19 protein-coding genes are annotated in these 19,076 nt (G+C 69.4%); 12 read left to right on the top strand and 7 right to left on the bottom strand.

Going from position 1 to position 19,076, the window contains the following annotated elements; translation table 11 throughout:
* Nucleotides 1-56: 56 nt before the first annotated feature.
* Nucleotides 57-824: a protocatechuate 3,4-dioxygenase subunit beta gene (gene pcaH / locus AC1DVU_RS06950; protein WP_476921704.1), complete on the bottom strand. Its 768-nt coding sequence runs from the start codon at nt 822-824 to the stop codon at nt 57-59.
* Nucleotides 825-891: 67 nt separating this feature from the next.
* On the opposite strand from pcaH, the gene AC1DVU_RS06955 reads away from it, so the two are divergent.
* The 3 genes from AC1DVU_RS06955 to AC1DVU_RS06965 are packed head-to-tail and all read left to right on the top strand — an operon-like array spanning nt 892 to nt 4,399.
* On the top strand, nt 892-1,644 hold the full coding sequence (locus tag AC1DVU_RS06955; RefSeq protein WP_476921705.1) for an IclR family transcriptional regulator: 753 nt from the start codon (nt 892-894) through the stop codon (nt 1,642-1,644).
* 59 nt (nt 1,645-1,703) lie between these two features.
* Nucleotides 1,704-2,879, top strand: coding sequence for a 4-hydroxybenzoate 3-monooxygenase (locus AC1DVU_RS06960; RefSeq protein WP_476921706.1), 1,176 nt, complete (start codon nt 1,704-1,706; stop codon nt 2,877-2,879).
* A 44-nt stretch (nt 2,880-2,923) separates the two neighbouring features.
* Nucleotides 2,924-4,399: an aldehyde dehydrogenase family protein gene (locus tag AC1DVU_RS06965; RefSeq protein WP_476921707.1), complete on the top strand. Its 1,476-nt coding sequence runs from the start codon at nt 2,924-2,926 to the stop codon at nt 4,397-4,399.
* Nucleotides 4,400-4,411: 12 nt separating this feature from the next.
* Here AC1DVU_RS06965 and AC1DVU_RS06970 read toward each other — a convergent pair whose 3' ends face one another.
* The 6 genes from AC1DVU_RS06970 to AC1DVU_RS06995 are packed head-to-tail and all read right to left on the bottom strand — an operon-like array spanning nt 4,412 to nt 10,948.
* Nucleotides 4,412-5,515, bottom strand: a complete 1,104-nt coding sequence (locus AC1DVU_RS06970) for an NAD(P)-dependent alcohol dehydrogenase (RefSeq protein WP_476921708.1) — start codon at nt 5,513-5,515, stop codon at nt 4,412-4,414.
* Nucleotides 5,516-5,539: 24 nt separating this feature from the next.
* Complete coding sequence (locus AC1DVU_RS06975; protein ID WP_476921709.1) at nt 5,540-7,018, bottom strand: aldehyde dehydrogenase family protein; 1,479 nt, start codon at nt 7,016-7,018, stop codon at nt 5,540-5,542.
* Nucleotides 7,019-7,046: 28 nt separating this feature from the next.
* Nucleotides 7,047-7,508 (bottom strand): MaoC family dehydratase, encoded by a 462-nt coding sequence (locus AC1DVU_RS06980; RefSeq protein ID WP_476921710.1) that lies wholly within the window; start codon nt 7,506-7,508, stop codon nt 7,047-7,049.
* Nucleotides 7,505-9,055 carry an acyl-CoA synthetase gene (locus AC1DVU_RS06985; protein ID WP_476921711.1) on the bottom strand — a complete coding sequence of 517 codons (1,551 nt, stop codon included), beginning with the start codon at nt 9,053-9,055 and terminating at the stop codon, nt 7,505-7,507. Before AC1DVU_RS06985 ends, AC1DVU_RS06980 begins: the two co-directional genes overlap by 4 nt.
* 38 nt (nt 9,056-9,093) lie before the next feature.
* Nucleotides 9,094-9,993, bottom strand: coding sequence for an amidohydrolase family protein (locus tag AC1DVU_RS06990; RefSeq protein ID WP_476921712.1), 900 nt, complete (start codon nt 9,991-9,993; stop codon nt 9,094-9,096).
* 4 nt (nt 9,994-9,997) lie between these two features.
* Nucleotides 9,998-10,948, bottom strand: a complete 951-nt coding sequence (locus AC1DVU_RS06995; RefSeq protein WP_476921713.1) for an SDR family NAD(P)-dependent oxidoreductase — start codon at nt 10,946-10,948, stop codon at nt 9,998-10,000.
* Between the two features lie 222 nt (nt 10,949-11,170).
* Between AC1DVU_RS06995 and AC1DVU_RS07000 the strand changes: the two genes are divergently transcribed.
* The 9 genes from AC1DVU_RS07000 to AC1DVU_RS07040 all read left to right on the top strand — a co-directional run bounded on the left by AC1DVU_RS07000 (nt 11,171) and on the right by AC1DVU_RS07040 (nt 19,072).
* Nucleotides 11,171-12,364, top strand: coding sequence for an ABC transporter substrate-binding protein (locus AC1DVU_RS07000; protein WP_476921714.1), 1,194 nt, complete (start codon nt 11,171-11,173; stop codon nt 12,362-12,364).
* Nucleotides 12,361-13,140 carry an ABC transporter ATP-binding protein gene (locus AC1DVU_RS07005; protein ID WP_476921715.1) on the top strand — a complete coding sequence of 260 codons (780 nt, stop codon included), beginning with the start codon at nt 12,361-12,363 and terminating at the stop codon, nt 13,138-13,140. The genes AC1DVU_RS07000 and AC1DVU_RS07005 overlap by 4 nt, the downstream gene beginning before the upstream one ends.
* Entirely contained in the window at nt 13,127-13,804 is a 678-nt protein-coding gene (locus AC1DVU_RS07010) for an ABC transporter ATP-binding protein (protein ID WP_476921716.1), read from the top strand. Before AC1DVU_RS07005 ends, AC1DVU_RS07010 begins: the two co-directional genes overlap by 14 nt.
* Complete coding sequence (locus AC1DVU_RS07015) at nt 13,801-14,655, top strand: branched-chain amino acid ABC transporter permease (RefSeq protein WP_476921717.1); 855 nt, start codon at nt 13,801-13,803, stop codon at nt 14,653-14,655. Before AC1DVU_RS07010 ends, AC1DVU_RS07015 begins: the two co-directional genes overlap by 4 nt.
* Nucleotides 14,652-15,650: a branched-chain amino acid ABC transporter permease gene (locus AC1DVU_RS07020; protein ID WP_476921718.1), complete on the top strand. Its 999-nt coding sequence runs from the start codon at nt 14,652-14,654 to the stop codon at nt 15,648-15,650. The genes AC1DVU_RS07015 and AC1DVU_RS07020 overlap by 4 nt, the downstream gene beginning before the upstream one ends.
* Entirely contained in the window at nt 15,647-16,111 is a 465-nt protein-coding gene (locus AC1DVU_RS07025; RefSeq protein WP_476921719.1) for a MarR family winged helix-turn-helix transcriptional regulator, read from the top strand. The genes AC1DVU_RS07020 and AC1DVU_RS07025 overlap by 4 nt, the downstream gene beginning before the upstream one ends.
* The gene (locus AC1DVU_RS07030) at nt 16,108-16,854 is read left to right on the top strand and encodes an IclR family transcriptional regulator (protein WP_476921720.1); all 747 of its coding nucleotides are present in this window, start codon (nt 16,108-16,110) and stop codon (nt 16,852-16,854) included. The genes AC1DVU_RS07025 and AC1DVU_RS07030 overlap by 4 nt, the downstream gene beginning before the upstream one ends.
* A 95-nt stretch (nt 16,855-16,949) precedes the next feature.
* Nucleotides 16,950-18,068, top strand: a complete 1,119-nt coding sequence (locus AC1DVU_RS07035; protein WP_476921721.1) for an aromatic ring-hydroxylating dioxygenase subunit alpha — start codon at nt 16,950-16,952, stop codon at nt 18,066-18,068.
* Nucleotides 18,065-19,072 carry a PDR/VanB family oxidoreductase gene (locus tag AC1DVU_RS07040; RefSeq protein ID WP_476921722.1) on the top strand — a complete coding sequence of 336 codons (1,008 nt, stop codon included), beginning with the start codon at nt 18,065-18,067 and terminating at the stop codon, nt 19,070-19,072. Before AC1DVU_RS07035 ends, AC1DVU_RS07040 begins: the two co-directional genes overlap by 4 nt.
* Nucleotides 19,073-19,076 lie beyond the last annotated feature (4 nt).

The following is a 19,076-nucleotide window of genomic DNA, read 5'->3' on the forward strand; positions in this document are numbered from 1 at the left end:
CCCACGATACGGAGGTGACGGCATGACAGCCTCATGGTTCGCTCGCTGGCGCTCGCTCATGCGTCCTCGTCCTCCATCCACGTGCGGTGGCTGCCGGTCAGCACGATGTCCCAGCGATAGCCCGTGCTCCACTCGGGAGTCGTGAGGTCGTGGTCGTACGTCGCGACGAGTCGCGCGCGGGCATCCGCGTCGGTGATCGACTGATAGATCGGGTCGAGGGCGAAGAGGGGATCGCCCGGGAAGTACATCTGCGTGACCAGGCGCTGGGTGAAGTCCGTGCCGAACAGCGAGAAGTGGATGTGCGCGGGCCGCCAGGCGTTGCGGTGGTTCTTCCACGGGTACGGCCCGGGCTTGATGGTCTGGAAGGAGTACGAGCCGTCGGCGCCGGTCAGGAGTCGGCCCGCGCCCGTGAAGTTGGGGTCGAGCGGCGCGGGATGCTGATCGCGCTTGTGGATGTAGCGACCGCCCGCGTTGGCCTGCCAGATCTCCACGAGCTGGTGCGCGACCGGACGGCCATCGCCGTCGACGACCCGCCCGGCGACGGTGATGCGCTCGCCGATCGGCTCGCCGCTGTGCTGGATCGTCAGGTCGGCCTCGAGCGGGCTGACGTCCTGCGGTCCGAAGCATGGTGCCCAGCGCTCGATCGTCTCCGGATCGGCGTGGTGCAGGTCCTTCGTCGGGTGCCGGAGGACGCTGCTGCGGTACGGCGGGTAGTCGAGGAGTGGCTGCGCCTCCCGCCGGCCCCGGGCCTCGTACGACTTGGAGGCCGCAGCGATCTCGTCGCTGATCTCTGCCTGTGTGGACAGCTCGGGTGCCTGGGTCACGCAGAGCACGCTAGGCGCGGCAGGCGGATGGTGCGAGACTTGGCTTCCACTGAACGAAAGGGACACCGTGGCCGGCAACAGCGCGCAGGCCGGGGTCAGCGTGGCCTCGCGCGTGCTCGCGCTCCTGGGCGCCTTCGACGCCGAGCACCGAGCGCTGACGCTGAGCGAGATGGCCCGCCGGGCTACCCTGCCATTGCCCACCGCTCACCGCTTGGTGTCCGAGCTCGTCGAGTGGGGCGCTCTGGTCAGGCGGAGCTCGGGGGAGTACGTCATCGGGCGCCGGCTGTGGGACCTCGGACTGCTCTCGCCGACCCAGTCGGGACTCCGCCAGGTCGCCTCGCCGTTCCTGCACGACATCTACGGAGCGACCCTCGCGACGGTGCACCTCGCGGTGCGTGATCACCTCGACGTGCTCTACCTGGATCGACTCTCCGGCCACGCGTCCGTGCCGGTCGTCAGCCAGATCGGCTCACGGCTGCCGCTGCACGCGACGGGCGTCGGCAAGGTGCTCCTGGCGTACGCCCCGGAGGACGTCCAGACCGCTGTGCTGTCCAGCCTCACCCGCATCACCCCGTACACGATCACGCAGCCCGGGCTCCTGCGCGATCAGCTCCGTCGGGTGCATCGCGAGGGGTACGCGACGACAGTCGAGGAGATGAGCCTCGGCGCGTGCTCGGTGGCGGTGCCGATCCGGGCCCCGAACGGGCAGGTCGTCGCGGCGCTCGGCATCGTCGTGCCGAGCCTCAAGCGCGACCGGGCGAAGCTGGTCGCCGCGCTCCAGGTCGCGGCGCAGGGCGTTGGCCGCAGCATCGGAGAATAATTCCACTGGGCGAAAGCAGGTGATGGTGCGCGGGCGACTCGTGGGCTTTGACTGACCACATGCGTACTGAAGTCGCCATCATCGGCGCCGGCCCCGCGGGCCTCCTGCTGTCCCACCTGCTCGCCCAGGACGGCATCGAGTCCGTGGTCATCGAGACCCGCTCCGCCGACTACGTCGCCTCTCGGATCCGTGCCGGCGTGCTGGAGCACTCCACGGTCGAGCTGCTGGAGTCGGTCGGCCTCGGGGAACGGCTGCGACGCGAAGGCGACGAGCACCGCGGCATCTACCTGCAGTGGCCAGAAGAGCGCCATCACATCGACTTCGTCGACCTGACCGGCCGCAGTGTGTGGATCTACGGCCAGACCGAGGTGCAGAAGGACCTCGTCGCCGTGCGAGCCAGCGCTGGTCAGGAGATCCACTACGAGGTCTCCGACACCGCGCTGCACGACCTCGACTCCGAGCACCCGTACGTGACGTTCACCGATGTCGATGGCGCGGCACAACGAATCGACGCCGATGTCGTCGTCGGCTGCGATGGTTCGTTCGGGCCCAGCCGCGGGGCGGTCCCGGACTCGGTCAAGAAGTCGTGGGAACGCGTCTACCCGTACTCCTGGCTCGGCATCCTCGCGGACGTCGCCCCCTCGACGGACGAGCTGATCTACGCCTGGCACCCCGAAGGCTTCGCGATGCACTCGATGCGTTCGTCGTCCGTCAGCCGCCTCTACCTCCAGGTCCCCAACGGGACGGACGTGGCCGACTGGTCCGACGACCGCATCTGGGAGGGCCTGGCGACTCGGCTGGGGCACGGACAGGACGGCTGGACGCTCAACCCCGGTCCCATCACCGAGAAGAGCGTCCTGCCGATGCGCAGCTTCGTCCAGACGCCGATGCGTCACGGCCGGCTCTTCCTGGCCGGCGACGCCGCGCACATCGTGCCCCCGACCGGCGCCAAGGGCCTCAACCTCGCCGTCGCCGATGTCGGCATCCTCGCGCCCGCCTTGGCTTCGTTGCTGCGAAAGAAGGACTCGACCCTCGCCGACTCGTACTCCGACGACGCGCTGCGGCGGGTCTGGCGCTGCACGCACTTCTCGTGGTGGATGACCACGATGCTCCACACGAGCGACGACCCGTTCGACGCCCAGCTGCAGCTCTCCCAGCTGCGCTGGGTCACCTCCAGCGAAGCCGGCGCCGCCGGCCTCGCGGAGAACTACGCCGGCCTGCCCATCGGGTTCTGACGTGACCACCATCCTGTCCCGCGACCGACCGAGGAGCCTCCATCATGTCCAGTTCTGAAGCAGTCCAGCAGACGCATCTCATCGCCGGCGAGTGGCGTCCATCCGAGGATGCCGCGACGTTCGAGCGGGCCAACCCGTTCACCGGAGACGTCGTGACGATCGGGTCCGCGGCCAGTCGTGCGGACACCCGCGCAGCGATCGACTCGGCCGCTGCGGCCTTTCCCACCTGGTCCGGCATGTCTGCGAAGGAACGAGGCACCCTGCTCGAGGCCGCTGCGGACCTCATGACCGAGAGAGCGCCGCAGATCGCCAGGACCATGACGGAGGAATGCGGCGCCACCTTCGGATGGGGCATGTTCAACTGTCAGCTCGCCTCGGGGATGCTCCGCGCGGCGTCCGCGATGACGGACGCGGCAGAGCAGGCCCGCGAGACGATTCCCTCGGGCGTACCGGGTCTCAACGCCACCGCAGTCCGGAGCCCGGCAGGTGTTGTGGCGGCGATGGCCCCGTGGAACGCGCCTGTCATCCTGGCGACCAGGGCCGTCGCGGCGCCGCTAGCATTCGGCAACACCGTGGTCCTCAAGGCCTCCGAGAAGTGCCCACGAGTCCATGCGGCCGTCGCCGGCGTGCTGCACGACGCAGGCCTGCCTGCCGGTGCCATCAACCTCATCGTGCACAGTGCCGACGGGGCACCGGACGTTGTCGACGAGCTGATCGCGCACCCTGCCGTGCGCCGGGTCAACTTCACGGGCTCTACCAAGGTCGGCCGGATCATCGCCGCCAAGTGCGCCGAGCACCTCAAGCCCTCGGTCCTCGAGCTCGGAGGCAAGGCGCCCATGATCGTGCTCGACGACGCCGACCTCGACCTCGCCGCGTCCGCCGCGAGCTTCGGTGCCTTTATGAACTCCGGTCAGATCTGCATGTCGACCGAGCGGATCATCGTCGAGCCGGCAGCGTCGGAGGCCTTCCAGGCCAAGCTCGTCGACCGGGCCCGAGCCCTCGTGGCCGGCGACCCACGGGACGAGACGACGATGATCGGCCCGGTCGTCGATGACGCGAGCCGGCGGCACGTCCTGGAGCTGATCGAGGATGCCCGCAGCAAGGGTGCCAGGCTGCTGGCCGGTGGGGAGGACCAGGGCGGCAACGTCCTGACTCCTGCCGTCGTCGCCGGCGTGACACCTGCGATGCGGCTCTACAGCGAGGAGTCCTTCGGGCCCGTCGTCGCACTCGTGGACGCGGCAGACACCGACGACGCGATCCGCATCGCGAACGATTCCGACTACGGCTTGGCTGCGGCGATCTTCACGAGCGACCCGGAGCGGGGTCTCGAGCTCGCCGGCCGCGTCGAGTCAGGGATATGCCACGTCAACGGCTCGACGGTGCACGACGAGCCGCCGATGCCGTTCGGCGGGGTCAAGGCCTCGGGCTGGGGGCGGTTCGGCGGCAGCGCGGCGCTCCACGAGTTCACCGAGCTGCGCTGGATCACGGTCCAGGACGGCGAGCGGCACTACCCGATCTGAGCCGACCCGCACTCAGAAGCGCAGGACCGGCTTGATCGTGACCCCCGACGCCATGTCCTCGGCGGCCTGGGTGATCTCGTCGAAGGCATAGTGCGTGATGAGCCGGTCGATCGGCAGCCGACCGCTCTGGACGAGCTCGACGAGGGTCGGGATCAGCGTCCTGGTCTCGGCGTCGCCGAGGGTTAGTCCAGTGACGGTACGCCCGGGGATCATGAAGTTGACGTCGATCGGCACTTCGGAGCCGAACGCCGGTGCGCCGACGATGACCGCCGTGCCGCGAGCGGCCAACGCGAGGACAGACATCCGCAGCACGTCGACGTTGCCGGTGCTCTCGACGACTCCGTCGACACCGCGGCCACCCGTCAGGTCGGCGACAGCCTCGTTGAGGTCGACCTTCGTTGTGTCGATGACAGCTGTCGCACCGAGCTCGGTCGCGAGCTCGAGGCGGGCGGGAGCGCGGTCGGCGACGATGATCGTCGTCGCCGGGGTGAGACCCGCGGCCATGAGCGCCGAGAGGCCGACAGCGCCTGCTCCGGTGATGAGGATCGACGACCCGGGGCGCGGCTCGAGGACGTTCCAGATCGCGCCGACACCGGTCATGACGCCGCAGCCGAGTGGAGCCAGCAGGTCGAGCGGCGCGTCGGCGTCGACCTTGACGATGCTGCGCTCGTCGACGATCGCGTGGCGAGCGAAGCTCGACTGGCCGAAGAAGTGCCCGCCGATCGCCTTGCCCTCGCGCGTGATGGGGGAGCTGCCGTCGGCGCGCTGGCCGCCGATCAGGTTGGCCGTCAGCCAGCTGTCGCAGTAGGCCGGGTGGCCGCTGCGGCAGGCGCCGCAGTGCGCACATGAGGTGAACGACAGCAGCACCTGGTCACCGGGCACGACTGACGTGACACCGGCGCCGACCTGCTCGACGACGCCCGCGCCCTCGTGGCCCAGAACGCCGGGCAGCGGGAACGGCAGGGCGCCGTGAGCGACGCCGAGATCGGTGTGGCACAGGCCCGCGGCGGTCATGCGGACCAGGACCTCGTCGTCGCGCGGCTCCTCGAGCCCGATCTCCTGGAGGGCGAAGCCGCTGCCCGCTGACTCGACGACTGCTGCTGTGGTGGTGGTCATGGCGTTCTCCTTGGGTGGGCCGGCTCAGGCCAGCGAGACGAGGACGGACTTGGTACGCGTGTAGGCGTCGAGCGCTTCAGGGCCGTACTCGCGGCCGTGGCCGGAGGACTTCACGCCGCCGAACGGCATCGTCGGGTCGAGCATCGCCCAGTCATTGACCCAGACGATGCCGGCGTCGAGCTGGGCGGCGACCCGGTGAGCCCGGGCCACGTTCTCGGTCACGAGCCCGGACGCCAGTCCGTACGCCGTGCTGTTGGCCATCTCGATGGCCTCCTCCTCGGTGTCGAACGGCTGCACCGTGAGCAGGGGCCCGAAGACCTCGTCCTGCACGACACGCGACGTGTTGGGCAGGTCCGCGATCACGGTCGGCTCGACGAAGTAGCCCGGCAGGTCGGGCCGTCCGCCGCCGGTGACGATGCGACCGCCCTCGGCGCGGGCCTGGGCGATGAATCCCTCCGCCTTGGCCCGGTGCTGCTCGGCGGCCATCGGGCCGATGACGGTCTCGGGGTCGAACGGATCGCCGAGCGGGACGCCGGGGACGGCCTGCGAAAGGATGCCGAGCACCGTCTCGTACAGGCTGGAGTGCACCAGCAGACGCGGGCCGGCCATGCAGAACTGACCGGTGTTGAACACGAAGCCCTTGATGGCCGAGCCGATCGCCTTGTCCAGGTCGGCGTCCTCGAAGATGATCTGCGCGGCGTTGCCGCCGAGCTCGAGCGTGATCGGCACGAGTGCCTCACCCGCGACGGCCGCGGCATGGCGTCCGACCGCGGTCGAGCCGGTGAACGCGATCTTGTCGACGCCGGGGTGGTTCAGGAGCGCATCGCCGGCGACCGGTCCGAGGCCCGTCACGATGTTGACGACACCGTCGGGCACTCCGGCCTCGGCGAAGATCTCGCCCATCAGCAGCGCGCTCAGCGGTGCGATGTCGGCCGGCTTGTGCACGACCGTGTTTCCGGCGGCCAGGGCGGGCGCGAGCTTCGTGCTGCTGAGGATCAGCGGGAAGTTGAACGGGGTGATCGCCGCGACGACGCCGAGCGGCTCGCGCCGGGTGTACGCCAGCGCCGGGAAGTCAGTGGACCGCGTCGATCCCTCGATGGCCTGTGCCAGGCCGGCGTAGTACTCGTACTGGTTGGCGGCCGTCGTGACGTCGACCGGGCGGCACAGCGAGACCGGCTTGCCGACGTCGATGCTCTCGGTCGCGACGAGCTCGTCCGCACGCTCGCGCATCAACAGCGACACCCGGTGCAGGATGCGGCCACGTTCGCGAGCCGGCAGGGCTGCCCACGCAGGGCCGGCGGCACGCGCAGCCTGCACGGCGGCGTCGATGTCAGCGGCGCCCGCCTCGGCGACCGTGGTGATCACCTGCGTGGTCGCCGGGTCGATGATGTCGGTGCGGCCACCGTCGGCGGCCTCGACCCAGCGTCCGCCGATGAAGAGCTGGCGGGGGGCGATCGTGGGACGCGCGAGGGTGGGTTCTGCGAGGTGCTCGGTTGCGGTCATCGTGGTCACGTTCCTTCGTCGGTGCGGTTCAGGAGTGGTAGTAGCGGTGCACCATCTGCGCGATGCAGGCGGGCTTCGGGGAGCCGTCGAGCTCCATCGTGGCGTCGATCGTGGCCTGGATCCCGCCGCGCCCGACGTCCTCGGCTCCGGCGAGCGTCGCGCTGAGCCGGACCTTCGAGCCGGCCGGGACCGGGGTGGGGAAACGCACCTTGTTGAGGCCGTAGTTGACGGCCATGTCGATCTGCCGGAACTCCAGCATCGACGACCACAACGGGATCAGCAGGGACAGCGTGAGGTAGCCGTGGGCGATCGTGCCGCCGAACGGCCCGGTCTTGGCGCGCTCGACATCGGTGTGGATCCACTGGTTGTCGTGGGTCGCGATGGCGAACAGGTCGATGTCCGACTGGGGAATGGCGAGCCACTCGCTCGTGCCCAGGTCTTCGCCGATCATTGTCAGCAGGTCCTGGGGTCGGTCGATCTCGATGGTCATGCGTGGCCTTTCGGTGGTGAGGTACGGGCTCGTTCGCGCAGGGGTGCGCGGAGGATCTTTCCGGTGGCGGTGCGGGGGAGGTCGTCGACGAACTCGACGCTCTGCGGGATCTTGTAGCGGGCCAGTCGGCCCTCGAGGTGCTGGCGCAGAGCGGCTTCGTCGAGCGTGGCGCCGTCGGCGAGGACGACGAAGGCGTGGCCGACCTCGCCCCAGCGCTCGTCGGGCTTGGCCACGACGGCGACCAGGTCGATGCCGGGCAGCTCGGCGATCACGGCTTCGACCTCGGCGGGATAGATGTTCTCGCCGCCGGAGATGATCATGTCCTTGACCCGGTCGACGACCTGGGCCCAGCCGTCCTCGTCGACGCGCACGACGTCGCCCGTACGCAGCCAGCCGTCGGCGCTCATCGCTTCGGCGGTGTCGCCGGGGCGGTCCCAGTAGCCGGTGAAGACGTGCGGTCCGCGGACCAGGAGCTCGCCCTGTCCGGGGCCGTCGATGCGCTCGCGCAACGGGGTCTCGAGGGTCGTGTCGGTGAAGAAGTGCGGCACGCCGGCCGAGACGGGATGGTCGGCGATGCCCTCGGGCACCGCCATCAGGATGCCGGGCGCCGCTTCGGTCAGGCCGTAGCCCTGCTGCACCTGGACCCCGCGGTCGAGCCATTTCCGGGCGACGCGGGCGAGGACCGGCGAGCCGCCGTAGACGACGTAGCGCAGCGACGACACGTCCCGTCGCTCCCAGTCGGGGTGGTCGCAGATCATCTGCAGCATCGTCGGCACCGCCGCGAACCCTGTGGCCCGGCGCTGCTCGAGCAGCTCGAGGAACGGGCCGGGGTCGAACTTCGGGACCACCACGACGGTGCCGCCCTTGAAGAACGTCGGCATCGTGATCTGGCCGAGCCCCGTGACGTGGAACAGGGGTGCGGCGCAGATCGTGACGTCCGTGCTGGCCAGGTCGACGTGGGCGAGCTGGTTGACGGTGTTCCAGGTGATGTTGCCGTGGCTGAGGACCGCGCCTTTGGGGCGGCCGGTCGTGCCGGACGTGTAGAGGATCAGCGCCGGGTCCTCGAGCTCGATCCGGGTCGTGTGGTTGGCCGGGTCCTCGGGCTCGGCCGGCGTCGAGCGTACGAGCGCGCGCAGCTCGTCGACCGAGAGCACGTGTTGCACGCCGAGCGACTCCGGGTCCGCCTCGGCGACGGTCGCCGCGCACTCGGGCCCGTAGACCAGCAGGCGCGCACCGCTGTCGCGGAGCATGTAGGCGATCTCGCTGCCGGCGAGCCGGGTGTTGAGCGGGACGAAGATCGCCCCGCGACGTCCGGACGCGAACAGGCACTCAAAGGTCGAGATCGCATTGGGGCCGAGGTAGGCCACGCGGTCCCCACGACCGATGCCGAGCGTGCGCAGGGTCGTCGCGAGGTGCTCGACGCGGGAGGCCAGCGTCGCGTAGTCGAGCTCCTCGTCGGGTCCGACGAGGGCTGTGCGGTGCGGGCTGATGCGGGCGCGGCGCATGGGCCACGAGCCGATCCCGTGGTCGTGGACAGTCGTGCTCACGGCGCCCGCCTTCCTCACGGTCGGCCGTACGTCTGTCGTCATGACGACGACCCGAGGCCGAGGACCCTGACTGCATTGTCCTTCAGAATCAGCGGTCGAACCTCGTCCTTGAGCGGCAGATCCGCGAAGTCCTTGAGCCAGCGGTCCGGCGAGATGAGCGGGAAGTCCGACCCGAACATGACCTTGTGCTTCAGGAGGCTGCCGGCGTACTTCACGAGCTGCGGCGGGAAGTACTTCGGCGACCACCCGGACAGGTCGATGTGGACGTTGGGCTTGTGGGTCGCCACGGCGAGCGCCTCGTCCTGCCAGGGAAACGACGGGTGGGCGATGATGATCGGCAGCTCGGGGAAGTCGACCGCGACGTCATCGAGCCGCATCGGGTCGGAGTACTTGAGCCGGATCCCGCCGCCGCCGGGCAGACCCGAGCCGATGCCGGTCTGGCCGCTGTGGAACAACGCGGGCAGGCCGTGCTCGGCGATGACCTCGTAGATCGGGTACGCCGCGCGGTCGTCGGGCCAGAACGCCTGGACGCTCGGGTGGAACTTGAAGCCGCGGACGCCCTCCTCCTCGATCAGCCGGCGCGCCTCGCGGGCGCCTGCCTTGCCCCGTGCCGGGTCGATGCTGGCGAAGGGGATCAGGACGTCGGCGTTGCGCGCGGCCGCCTCGATGACCTCGGTGTTGCTGAGCCGGGGGTGGCCGAGCGCCGACTCGGCGTCGACCGTGAACACCACGGCGGCCATGAGGCGGCTGCGGTAGAACTCGGCCAGCTGGTCGAGTGTCGGCGGACCGTCGCCTTCGGTGCCGAAATAGGCGTCAGCGCCCGCACGCAGCTCGTCCGGCAACGAGTAGTGCCCGCAGCCGTCCACCTCCGCGTGGGTGTGAACGTCGACGGCGACAATGGTGTCGACGTCGATCGCGCACGTGTAGCGCGTCGTCACGGTCTCAGGCCCCTTCGCGCTGCGTCGTCGGGATCTTGGGCAGCGGGATGCCGTACGTCTCGAGGGACTCGCCGACCGACGAGTCGAACGCCTCCGCGATCGCGTCGGCACTCCAGCCGCCATCGAGGAAGGCGCTGCGGATCTCGGTGGGGTGCGACCACAGGGAGATGCGGTCGCCGCCGATGCCGATGCACTGGCCGGTGATGTGGCTCGACGCCTCGGAGGCGAGGAACACGACGAGCCCGGCGACGTCCTCGGGCGGGCCGAAGGAGGCGGCGCGGCGTACGACCGAGGGGATCGGCTCGCCGGCCTTCATCGCCTCGACGTACGGGGCGAGGAACGGGATCGTCTCGGTCATGACGGTGGCGGCGTTGGGCACGACCGCGTTGACCGTGACGCCGGCCTTGGCGCACTCCATGGCCCAGGTCCGTGCCATGGCGGCGATGCCGGCCTTGGCGGCTGCGTAGTTCGTCTGGCCGAAGTTGCCGCGCTGGCCCGCCGGCGATCCGGCGAGGACGAGGCGTCCGCCCTCGCCGGCCTCGCGGAAGTGCTTCATGGCCTCGCGGGCGCACGTGAACGTGCCGCGCAGGTGCACGTGGATGACGGCGTCGAAATCCTCGTCGCTCATGTTCCACAGCACCTTGTCGCGCAGGATGCCGGCATTGGTCACCATGACGTCGAGGCGGCCGAACTCGTCGACCGCGCGGGACACGAGCTGCTGCGCGGCCTGGCTGTTGCCGACCGCGACGGGCTCGGCGACAGCGGTGCCGCCGGCGTCGGCGATCTCCTCGGCGACCTGCTTGGCCTGCGTCTCGTCGACGTCGTTGACGACGACCCTGGCTCCGGCCTCAGCCAGCGCGAGGGCGTACGAACGACCGAGCCCCTGACCACTCCCGGTGACGATGGCGACCTTGCCGTTGAGCTGCATCAGTGAGTGCCTTTCAAAAGTATTCATCAGGAAACCTGTTAGTCGGGAACAGTGTGGACGGGTCCGCGGGCCTTGTCAACCACCTCTCATGTCGGGGAGTTTGGGCGCGGATTCGAGGGTCTTGACAGTCCTTGTGATGTGGCTCATACTCCACTGTCAGGTTGCCTGATCATCAGGAAACCTGAATGAAAACTCTGGGAGCCGACGCTAGCTCGGACAGCGCGGGCACCCTCTCACCGAGGAGTACAGATGAGATCCACACGACTGATGGCCCTGGGCCTTGCCGCTGCGCTCGGGCTGGCCGCCTGCGGTTCCGGGGGGAGTTCCGCAAGCGATGACAGCGGACCGATCACGATCGGTATGGTCGCGCCACTGACCGGCCCGTTCGCGCCGCTCGGCAACGGTGACAAGGCCGCGGCGGTGCAAGAGGTCGCCGCGATCAACAAGGCCGGCGGCATCGACGGTCGCAAGGTCAAGCTCATCGTCGTCGACGACAAGTCCGACGTGCCCCAGTCGGTTACGGAGTACGGGAAGATGGCCGTCAACAAGGACATCAGCCTGATCCTCTCGTCGGCCAACGTCAGCGCCTCGACCGCGATCGGCCCGACGGCCCAGAGTCGCAAGGTGCCGACCCTCACGCTCGGCCCGGTGGCCGCGTTCGTCGACGGCAGCAACCCCTACGCATTCACGATCCCGGCCAGCCCCAAGGCGTACGCCGAGCAGCTCGTCGACTACTTCGTCGACCAGGGCGTCAAGACCCTCTCGATCGCGTACAGCGGCAAGGACCCCTACGGCCAGAAGGGCAACGACGGGACCAAGGCGGCGGCCAAGGCAGCGGGAATCGACGTCGTGATGGACGAGCCGCTGGATCTGGCCGCGACCGACTTCACCCCGCTGGTCACCAAGGCCAAGAAGGCGGGCGCAGACGCGTTCCTCGTCTGGGCCGCCGGGCCTGCCCCGGTGATCCTCGCGAAGCAGCTCCAGGGCTCCGGCGTCAAGATGATCGGCACCGGCGCGAATGCCTCCAACCTCTTCACCGAGCCTGCGGGCGATGCGGCTGAGGGCATGATCATGGCCAGCAGCATCGCGGTGCCCGGCAAGGATCTCCCGGACGGGGCGCTCAAGTCGCTCATCGACGCGTTCGCCAACCCGTGGATGGCGGCCAACAAGGGCATCTTCCCGCCCCAGTTCGCGTTCGACGGCGTCACCGGCATCCAGCTGGCGAAGGCTGCCATCGAGAAGGCCGGGTCGTCCGACCGCGAGGCCATCCGCAATGCCCTTGAAGGCCTTGACGTGCTGACGCCGACCGGCCGGTTCCACTACACCAAGACCGATCACAGCGGGCTCGACAAGACCGCCGTGGCCATCGTCGAGGTCAAGGACGGCGCGTTCACCGCGACGGACTTCAGCCGCAAGCAGTTCGAGACCGAGCTGCCGAAATGACCATGCTCCTGCAGGTCCGTGCAGCCACGAAGTCCTTCGGTGGGGTGGTTGCCGCGCACGACGTCGATCTCGACGTCGCGCGTGGCGAGCTGCGGGGCATCATCGGTCCGAACGGCGCCGGCAAGTCGACGCTGTTCAACCTGGTCAGCGGACACCTCCGGCTCGACTCCGGATCCATCACCCTCGACGGCCAGCGCATCGACCGGCTGGCGCCGCACGTGCGAGCCCGCCGTGGCGTGTCGATCGTGTTCCAGGGTGCGCGCGTGTTCCCCGCCATGACGGTCCTCGAGAACGTCATGGTGGGGGCACACGCCCGTACGCGGGCCGGGATCTTCTCGGCGGCGCTGCGCCTGCCCGCGCAACGAGCCGAGGAGCGGGAGATCGTGACCGCTGCCCACGACGCGCTCGAGCGGGTGGGACTGGCCGACTGGGCCGACCGGCCGGCCATCGACCTCCCGCTCGGGCAGCAGCGACGCATGCAGGTCGCCCGCTCACTCGCGGCGCAACCGACCGTCCTGCTGCTGGACGAGCCCGCATCAGGCCTGCGCGCCGACGAACGCGAGGACTTCGCGGTGCTCGTCGAGCAGCTCAAGGACATCGGGACCACGATCCTGCTCGTCGAGCACGACGTGGCCCTGGTCATGCGACTCGCCGACTCGATCACGGTCCTGGATCTCGGCACGGTCATCGCCGAGGGCAAGCCGGACGAGATCCGGGCCGATCAACGCGTCATCGACGCCTATCTGGGAGCGGGTGCCACTCATGCTCACCGTTGACGACGTCGTCGTCCGTTATGGATCGGCCACCGCGCTGGACGGCGTGAGCCTCCGTGCTGAGGCCGGCGAGATGGTCGCACTGATCGGGCCCAACGGGGCCGGCAAGTCGACCCTGGTCAATGCCATCTCCGGACTGGTGCCGATCGAGTCCGGGTCGATCGTGACGGGCGGCCGAGTTGCCCAGGTGCCCGAGGGTCGGCAGATGTTCGCCGACATGAGTGTCATCGACAACCTCGTCCTCGGCGCGTGGCGTTCGGGCGACCGGGACCCGTCGCGGATCTTCGACCTGCTGCCGGCGCTGCGCGACTTCGCCGACCGCAAAGCCGGCACGCTCTCGGGAGGCCAGCAGCAGATGGTCGCCGTGGGCCGCGCACTGATGGCCGATCCGCAGATCCTGGTCATCGACGAGCTGTCCCTCGGCCTGGCGCCGCTGATCGTCGCCGACCTCGCGGAACACCTGCGAACCATCAACCGGGAGCACGGCACGACCGTGGTCCTGATCGAGCAGGAGGTCGGGCTCGCGCTCGAGCTGTGCTCACGCGCGTACGTGCTGGAAGCCGGCCGGATCACGGTTTCGGGAACGACCGAGGAGCTGGCCGACAGCCCCGCGGTGCGAGCCGCCTACTTCGGTGGTCTCGACGTCGGGAAGGACATGCAGTCATGAGCGACCTCATCACCTACCTCGTCTCGGGGATCGCCCTCGGATGCACGTTTGCGCTGGTCGGCAGCGGCTTCGTCGTCATCCACCGGGTGACCCGCGTCGTCAACTTCGCCCAGGGCACGTTCGCGGTGTTCGGAGGCTTCATCTCCTACTCGCTGCTCAACGGCGTCCTGCCGCAGGGACTGGCCCAGCTGGTCACCATCGCGGCGTGTGGGCTGATCGGACTCCTCGTCGGGGTCATCGCGATCGGCAAGCCCGGCACCGATCCGTTGATCGCGCTCATCGTGACCCTCGGGGTGTCGATCTTCTGCGCCGCGGTGTTCATCACCGCGTGGGGGCAGGACCCGGTCTCACCGCCGGGACTGAGTGGCTCGGTGTCGATCCTCGGCGCTGACATCCAGCGCCAGCGCCTGTTGGTCGTCGTCGCGACGCTCGTGACCTTCGTCGCCCTGTCGCTGTTCTTCAGTCGCACGTATGTCGGCAAGGGCCTGACGGCGTGCGCGTCCAACCCCCGCGCCGCGGCGCTCGTCGGCATCAACGTGCGGCGGATGGGCTTCATGGCCTTCGCCGTGGGAGGTGCCCTCGGCGGACTCGCCGGCGCCCTGATCTCGCCGTCGGTGGCGCTGTCGTTCAGCTCCGACCTGCCGTTCGCGCTGAGTGGCTTTGCCGCCGCGGTGTTCGGCGGGCTGACCAGTCCCGGCCGTACGCTCCTGGGCGGCGTGGTCCTGGGGGTCACGGGGCAGCTCGTCGCGGGCTATCTCGACGGTTCCTACCAGACCGAGGTCGCGCTGTTGATGATGCTCGCGATCATGGTCGTCCGCAGCAGCACGTTCGTCACTGAGGAGGCCAAATGAGCGCCACGCTCGTCACCAGTCGTCGTACGACCTGGCTCACCCACGCCACGATCGCGGTGCTCGCCGCCGTCGCGCTCGCGATGCCGATGCTCATGGCCGACGTCACCTTCTTCATGCAGATGGTGCTCGCCGCGATCGTCGTCACCGGGCTGTCGCTGCTGATGGGATACGCCGGCCAGGCGTCCCTCGGCCAAGGCGCCTTCTTCGCGGTCGGCGCCCTCACGGTGGGCGTCGGCACGACCACCTGGGCGCTGCCACCCCTGGCGGCGTTGGTCCTGGCGCCGGTCCTGGCCTCGGCGTTCGCCGCCGTCGTGGGCATCCCACTGCTGCGCCTGCGAGGGCACTACCTGGCGTTCGGCACCCTGGCGCTCCTGCTCATGGTCGTCGCGGCGATGAGCACGTTCGACTACCTCGGGGGTGCCTTCGGCATCAGCGGCATCCCTCCGCTCGCCGTCGGCACGTTCGAGCTCACCGAGCCGAGGGACTACGCGTACGTGGCGCTCGGTTGTCTCGCGCTGGTGCTGGTCATCAGCCGCAACCTGATCAGCAGCCGGTTCGGCCGGGGCATCCAGGCACTGGCCGGCAGTGAGACCGCGGCGGCCTCGGCCGGTGTCGCGGTGTTCAGGGCCAAGCTCACGGTGTTCGCCATCTCGGCCGCGTTCGCGGGCCTCGCCGGGGCGCTCTCGGCGTTCTACACGCCGTTCATCAGCCCGGACTCGTTTCCCGCCTCGCGCTCGTTCGAGTACGTCATCATGGCCGTCGTCGGAGGTCTCGGCGCGCTGTGGGGCGGGGTGGCCGGCGCCATCGCGATGTCGGTCGTGATCGAGGTCCTCAACCGCATCAGCACGCAGCCCGGCTTGCCGGCGACGGCCGGCCCGATCCTGCAGTACGCGGCGTACGCCGTGCTGCTCATCCTGGCGCTGCTGTGGATGCCACGCGGGCTGATCTCGGTGCTGCACGGCATACGCGGGCGCCTGGCTGTGATCCGCACATGAGCACACAGGTTGTGACCGAGGAGCCGGTCGAGACGTCACTGCTCTATCTGCTCAAGCAGGTCGAGCTGGCCGTTCGGGGCCGCGTCGACGCCGCGGCGGCCGAGCTGGGTCTGACGATGCCGAAGTTCGTCGCGATGAGCGTCCTCGCCCGCCATCCGGGCATGACGGCTGCGGACCTTGCCCGGCGGTCCTTCGTCCGGCCGCAGAGCATGGCGGCCGTCGTGACGTCGCTGGAGTCGCTGCGGTTCATCACCCGCTCGCAGGATCCTGCCGATCGCCGCAACCATCGGCTGACCTTGACGACGGAGGGGAATCGGCTCGTCGAGGAGCTGTCGTTCCTGGTGCGCGAGATCGAGGACACGATGTTCGCGGACTTCACGCAGGCGGAGCGGATGATGTTGCGCGAGCTCCTGGTGCGCAGCCGCAAGGCGTTGCCGCACGAGGTCCGGGCCGGCGCATGACCGAGACGACGACGTCGGTCACCTCGAAGGTCCTCGCGATCCTCGATGCGTTCAGTCCCGAGCAGCCCGAGCTCACGCTCAGCGAGCTCGCCGCCCGAACCGGGCTGACCCTGCCGACGCTGCATCGGCGCGCGGCGGAGCTCGTCGAGTGGGGAGCGCTCGAGCGTACGGAGTCGAGCCGCTACCGGATCGGGCTGCGGCTCTGGGAGGTCGGCACCCTGGCGCCCCGGGGCCTGGGTCTTCGCGAGCACGCGCTGCCGTTCCTCGAAGACCTCTATGTCGTGACCCGCCAGAACGTGCAGCTTGCCGTGCGCGAAGGGCTCGAGCTCGTGTTCGTCGAGCGCATCGCCGGGCGGGGCGCAGTGCCGGTGCTGACGCGGGTCGGCGGTCGCTTCTCGCTGCACGCGACCGGGGTCGGGCTGGCACTGCTGGCGCACGCACCGGCCGAGGTCCAGGAGGCGGTCATCGCCGGGCCGCTGCCGGCGTACACCTCGTTCACGATCATCGACAGCGGACGACTGCGACGAGAGCTCGCGGAGGTGCGGCACCGCGGCTACGCCGTGAGCGACCGCATGGTCACCGACGACGCGCTGTCCGTCGCCGCTCCGGTCCATGGACCTCAGGGCAAGGTCGTGGCGGCGGTGTCCCTGGTGACGTCGGCGGCCGATGCGCGTCCGCATGCGTTGGCGCCGGTCGTACGCACGGCGGCTCGACAGATCTCCCGAGCGCTCGGAGCGCTCTGACTTTCATTGGCTGAAAACGCCGTCGCGCCGGAAAGGTCACCGGACGGATGCTCGAGAGGTCATCGCACGACCTCGCATCGCAGACAGGAACGGACATGTCGCTCGTCGATCAGGACGCCGTCACCGCCAAGATCTTCCCGCACCCGCTCAACGCGTGGTACGCCGTCGCGTGGGACCACGAGGTCAGCAACAAGGGCCTGCTGGCGCGCACCATCGCCGGCATCCCGATGGCGATCTACCGCACCGGCGACGGTCGCCCGGTCGCGCTCGCCGACGCCTGCTGGCACCGCCTCGCCCCGCTCTCGATGGGCAAGCTGATCGGCTCGGACGAGGTGCAGTGCCCCTATCACGGGCTGACGTACAACTCGGCCGGACGATGCACCGCGATGCCGGCTCAGGAGACCATCAACCCCAGCGCGATGGTGCCGTCATACCCGGCGGTCGAGCGCTACCGCTACATCTGGGTCTGGCCCGGCGACATGACGCTCGCCGACCCGGACCTGATCCCCGACATGCACCAGATGGACTCGCCCGAATGGGCCGGCGACGGCCTCACGATCGACGCCCCGTGCAACTACCAGCTGATCCTCGACAACCTGATGGACCTGACCCACGAGGAGTTCGTGCACGGCTCCAGCATCGGCCAGGCCGAGCTCAGCGAGTCGGAGTTCCACACCCGCCTCGAGGACGACGGCAGTGTCACAGTCTCGCGCTGGATGCACGACGTCGCACCGCCGCCGTTCTGGCTCGAGAACATCCGCGACCGCTTCCCCGACTTCGAGGGGCATGTCGACCGCTGGCAGATCATCCACTACTACGCGCCGTCGACGATCTGCATCGACGTCGGCGTCGCGAAGGCCGGCACCGGAGCGCCGGAGGGGGACCGCAGCCAGGGCGTCAACGGGTATGTCATGAACACCATCACCCCGAGGACCGATCGAAGCTCGCACTACTTCTGGGCGTTCATGCGCAACTACCGGCTCGACAGCCAGCTCATCACCACGCAGCTGCGCAACGGCGTCAAGGGCGTGTTCGCCGAGGACGAGGCGATGCTCAAGGCGCAGCAGGAGGCGATCGACGCCAACCCCGAGCACGCGTTCTACAGCCTCAACATCGACGCCGGCGGCATGTGGGTGCGCCGGATCCTCGATCGCATGCTGCAGGCGGAGGGACGCACTGGCGCCGAGGTGCCGACCGCGTCACCGGCGCGATGAGCGTCGACAACCGGGCCGAGTGGCGCCTCGGCCACGTCGTCGAGTCGGTGCCGGTCGCGCGGGACATCCGCCGCATCACGATCGAACGGCCGGGAGCCGCTCCCGGTCGGGCCCGGCCCGGTACGCATCTCGACGTGCGCGTGCGGCTTGATGGCCGCGAGGACCTGCGGTCGTACTCCGTGGTGGAGTCCGACGACGACGGCCGACGGCTGACGATCAGCGTGCTGCGGGTGCCGGAGTCGCGCGGTGGCTCGGTGTTCATGCACGGCCTGCAGGTCGGCGACCAGTTAATGACGACGCAGCCACTGCAGAACTTCCCGCTGCGGGTCGGTGCCACGCGGTACGTGCTGGTGGCCGGGGGAGTCGGCATCACGGCGCTCGTCGCAATGGCTCGGGTGCTGCGCGAGCTGAAGGCTGACTACTCGCTCGTGTACGTCGGGCGCAGCCGCGAGCAGATGGCCTATCTGTCGTCGCTCGCGGAGCTGCACGGAGAACGGCTCGAGGTGTACGTCGATGACGAGGGTTCCTCGCTCGACGTCGCTGAGCTGGTTGCGGGTGTCGGCGTCGATCCGCGGGCACCCGGGACGGAGATGTACGTATGCGGCCCGATCAGGCTGATGGACGGCGTGCGCCGGGCCTGGGCGCGCGAGGCGCTGCCGCCGGCCAACCTGCGCTTCGAGACGTTCGGCAGCAGCGGCTGGTTCGACGCCGAGGAGTTCGTCGTACGGGTGCCACAGCTGGGAGTCGAGACGACCGTCGGCTCCGGCTCCACGATGCTCGAGGCGTTGACCGCCGCCGGCGCCGACATGATGTACGACTGCCGCAAAGGGGAGTGCGGCCTGTGCCGGGTCGACATCGGCGCGGTGGACGGGCTCATCGACCACCGCGACGTGTTCCTGAGCGAGCGGCAGAAGGAGCGCGACGACGCAGTCTGCATCTGTGTGTCCCGGGTCGTGTCGGGCCCTGACGGACGAGCGCCGGCGCTGACCCTCACCCTGCCCTGAGGGG

Source organism: Aeromicrobium sp. P2_G6 (assembly GCF_056403535.1).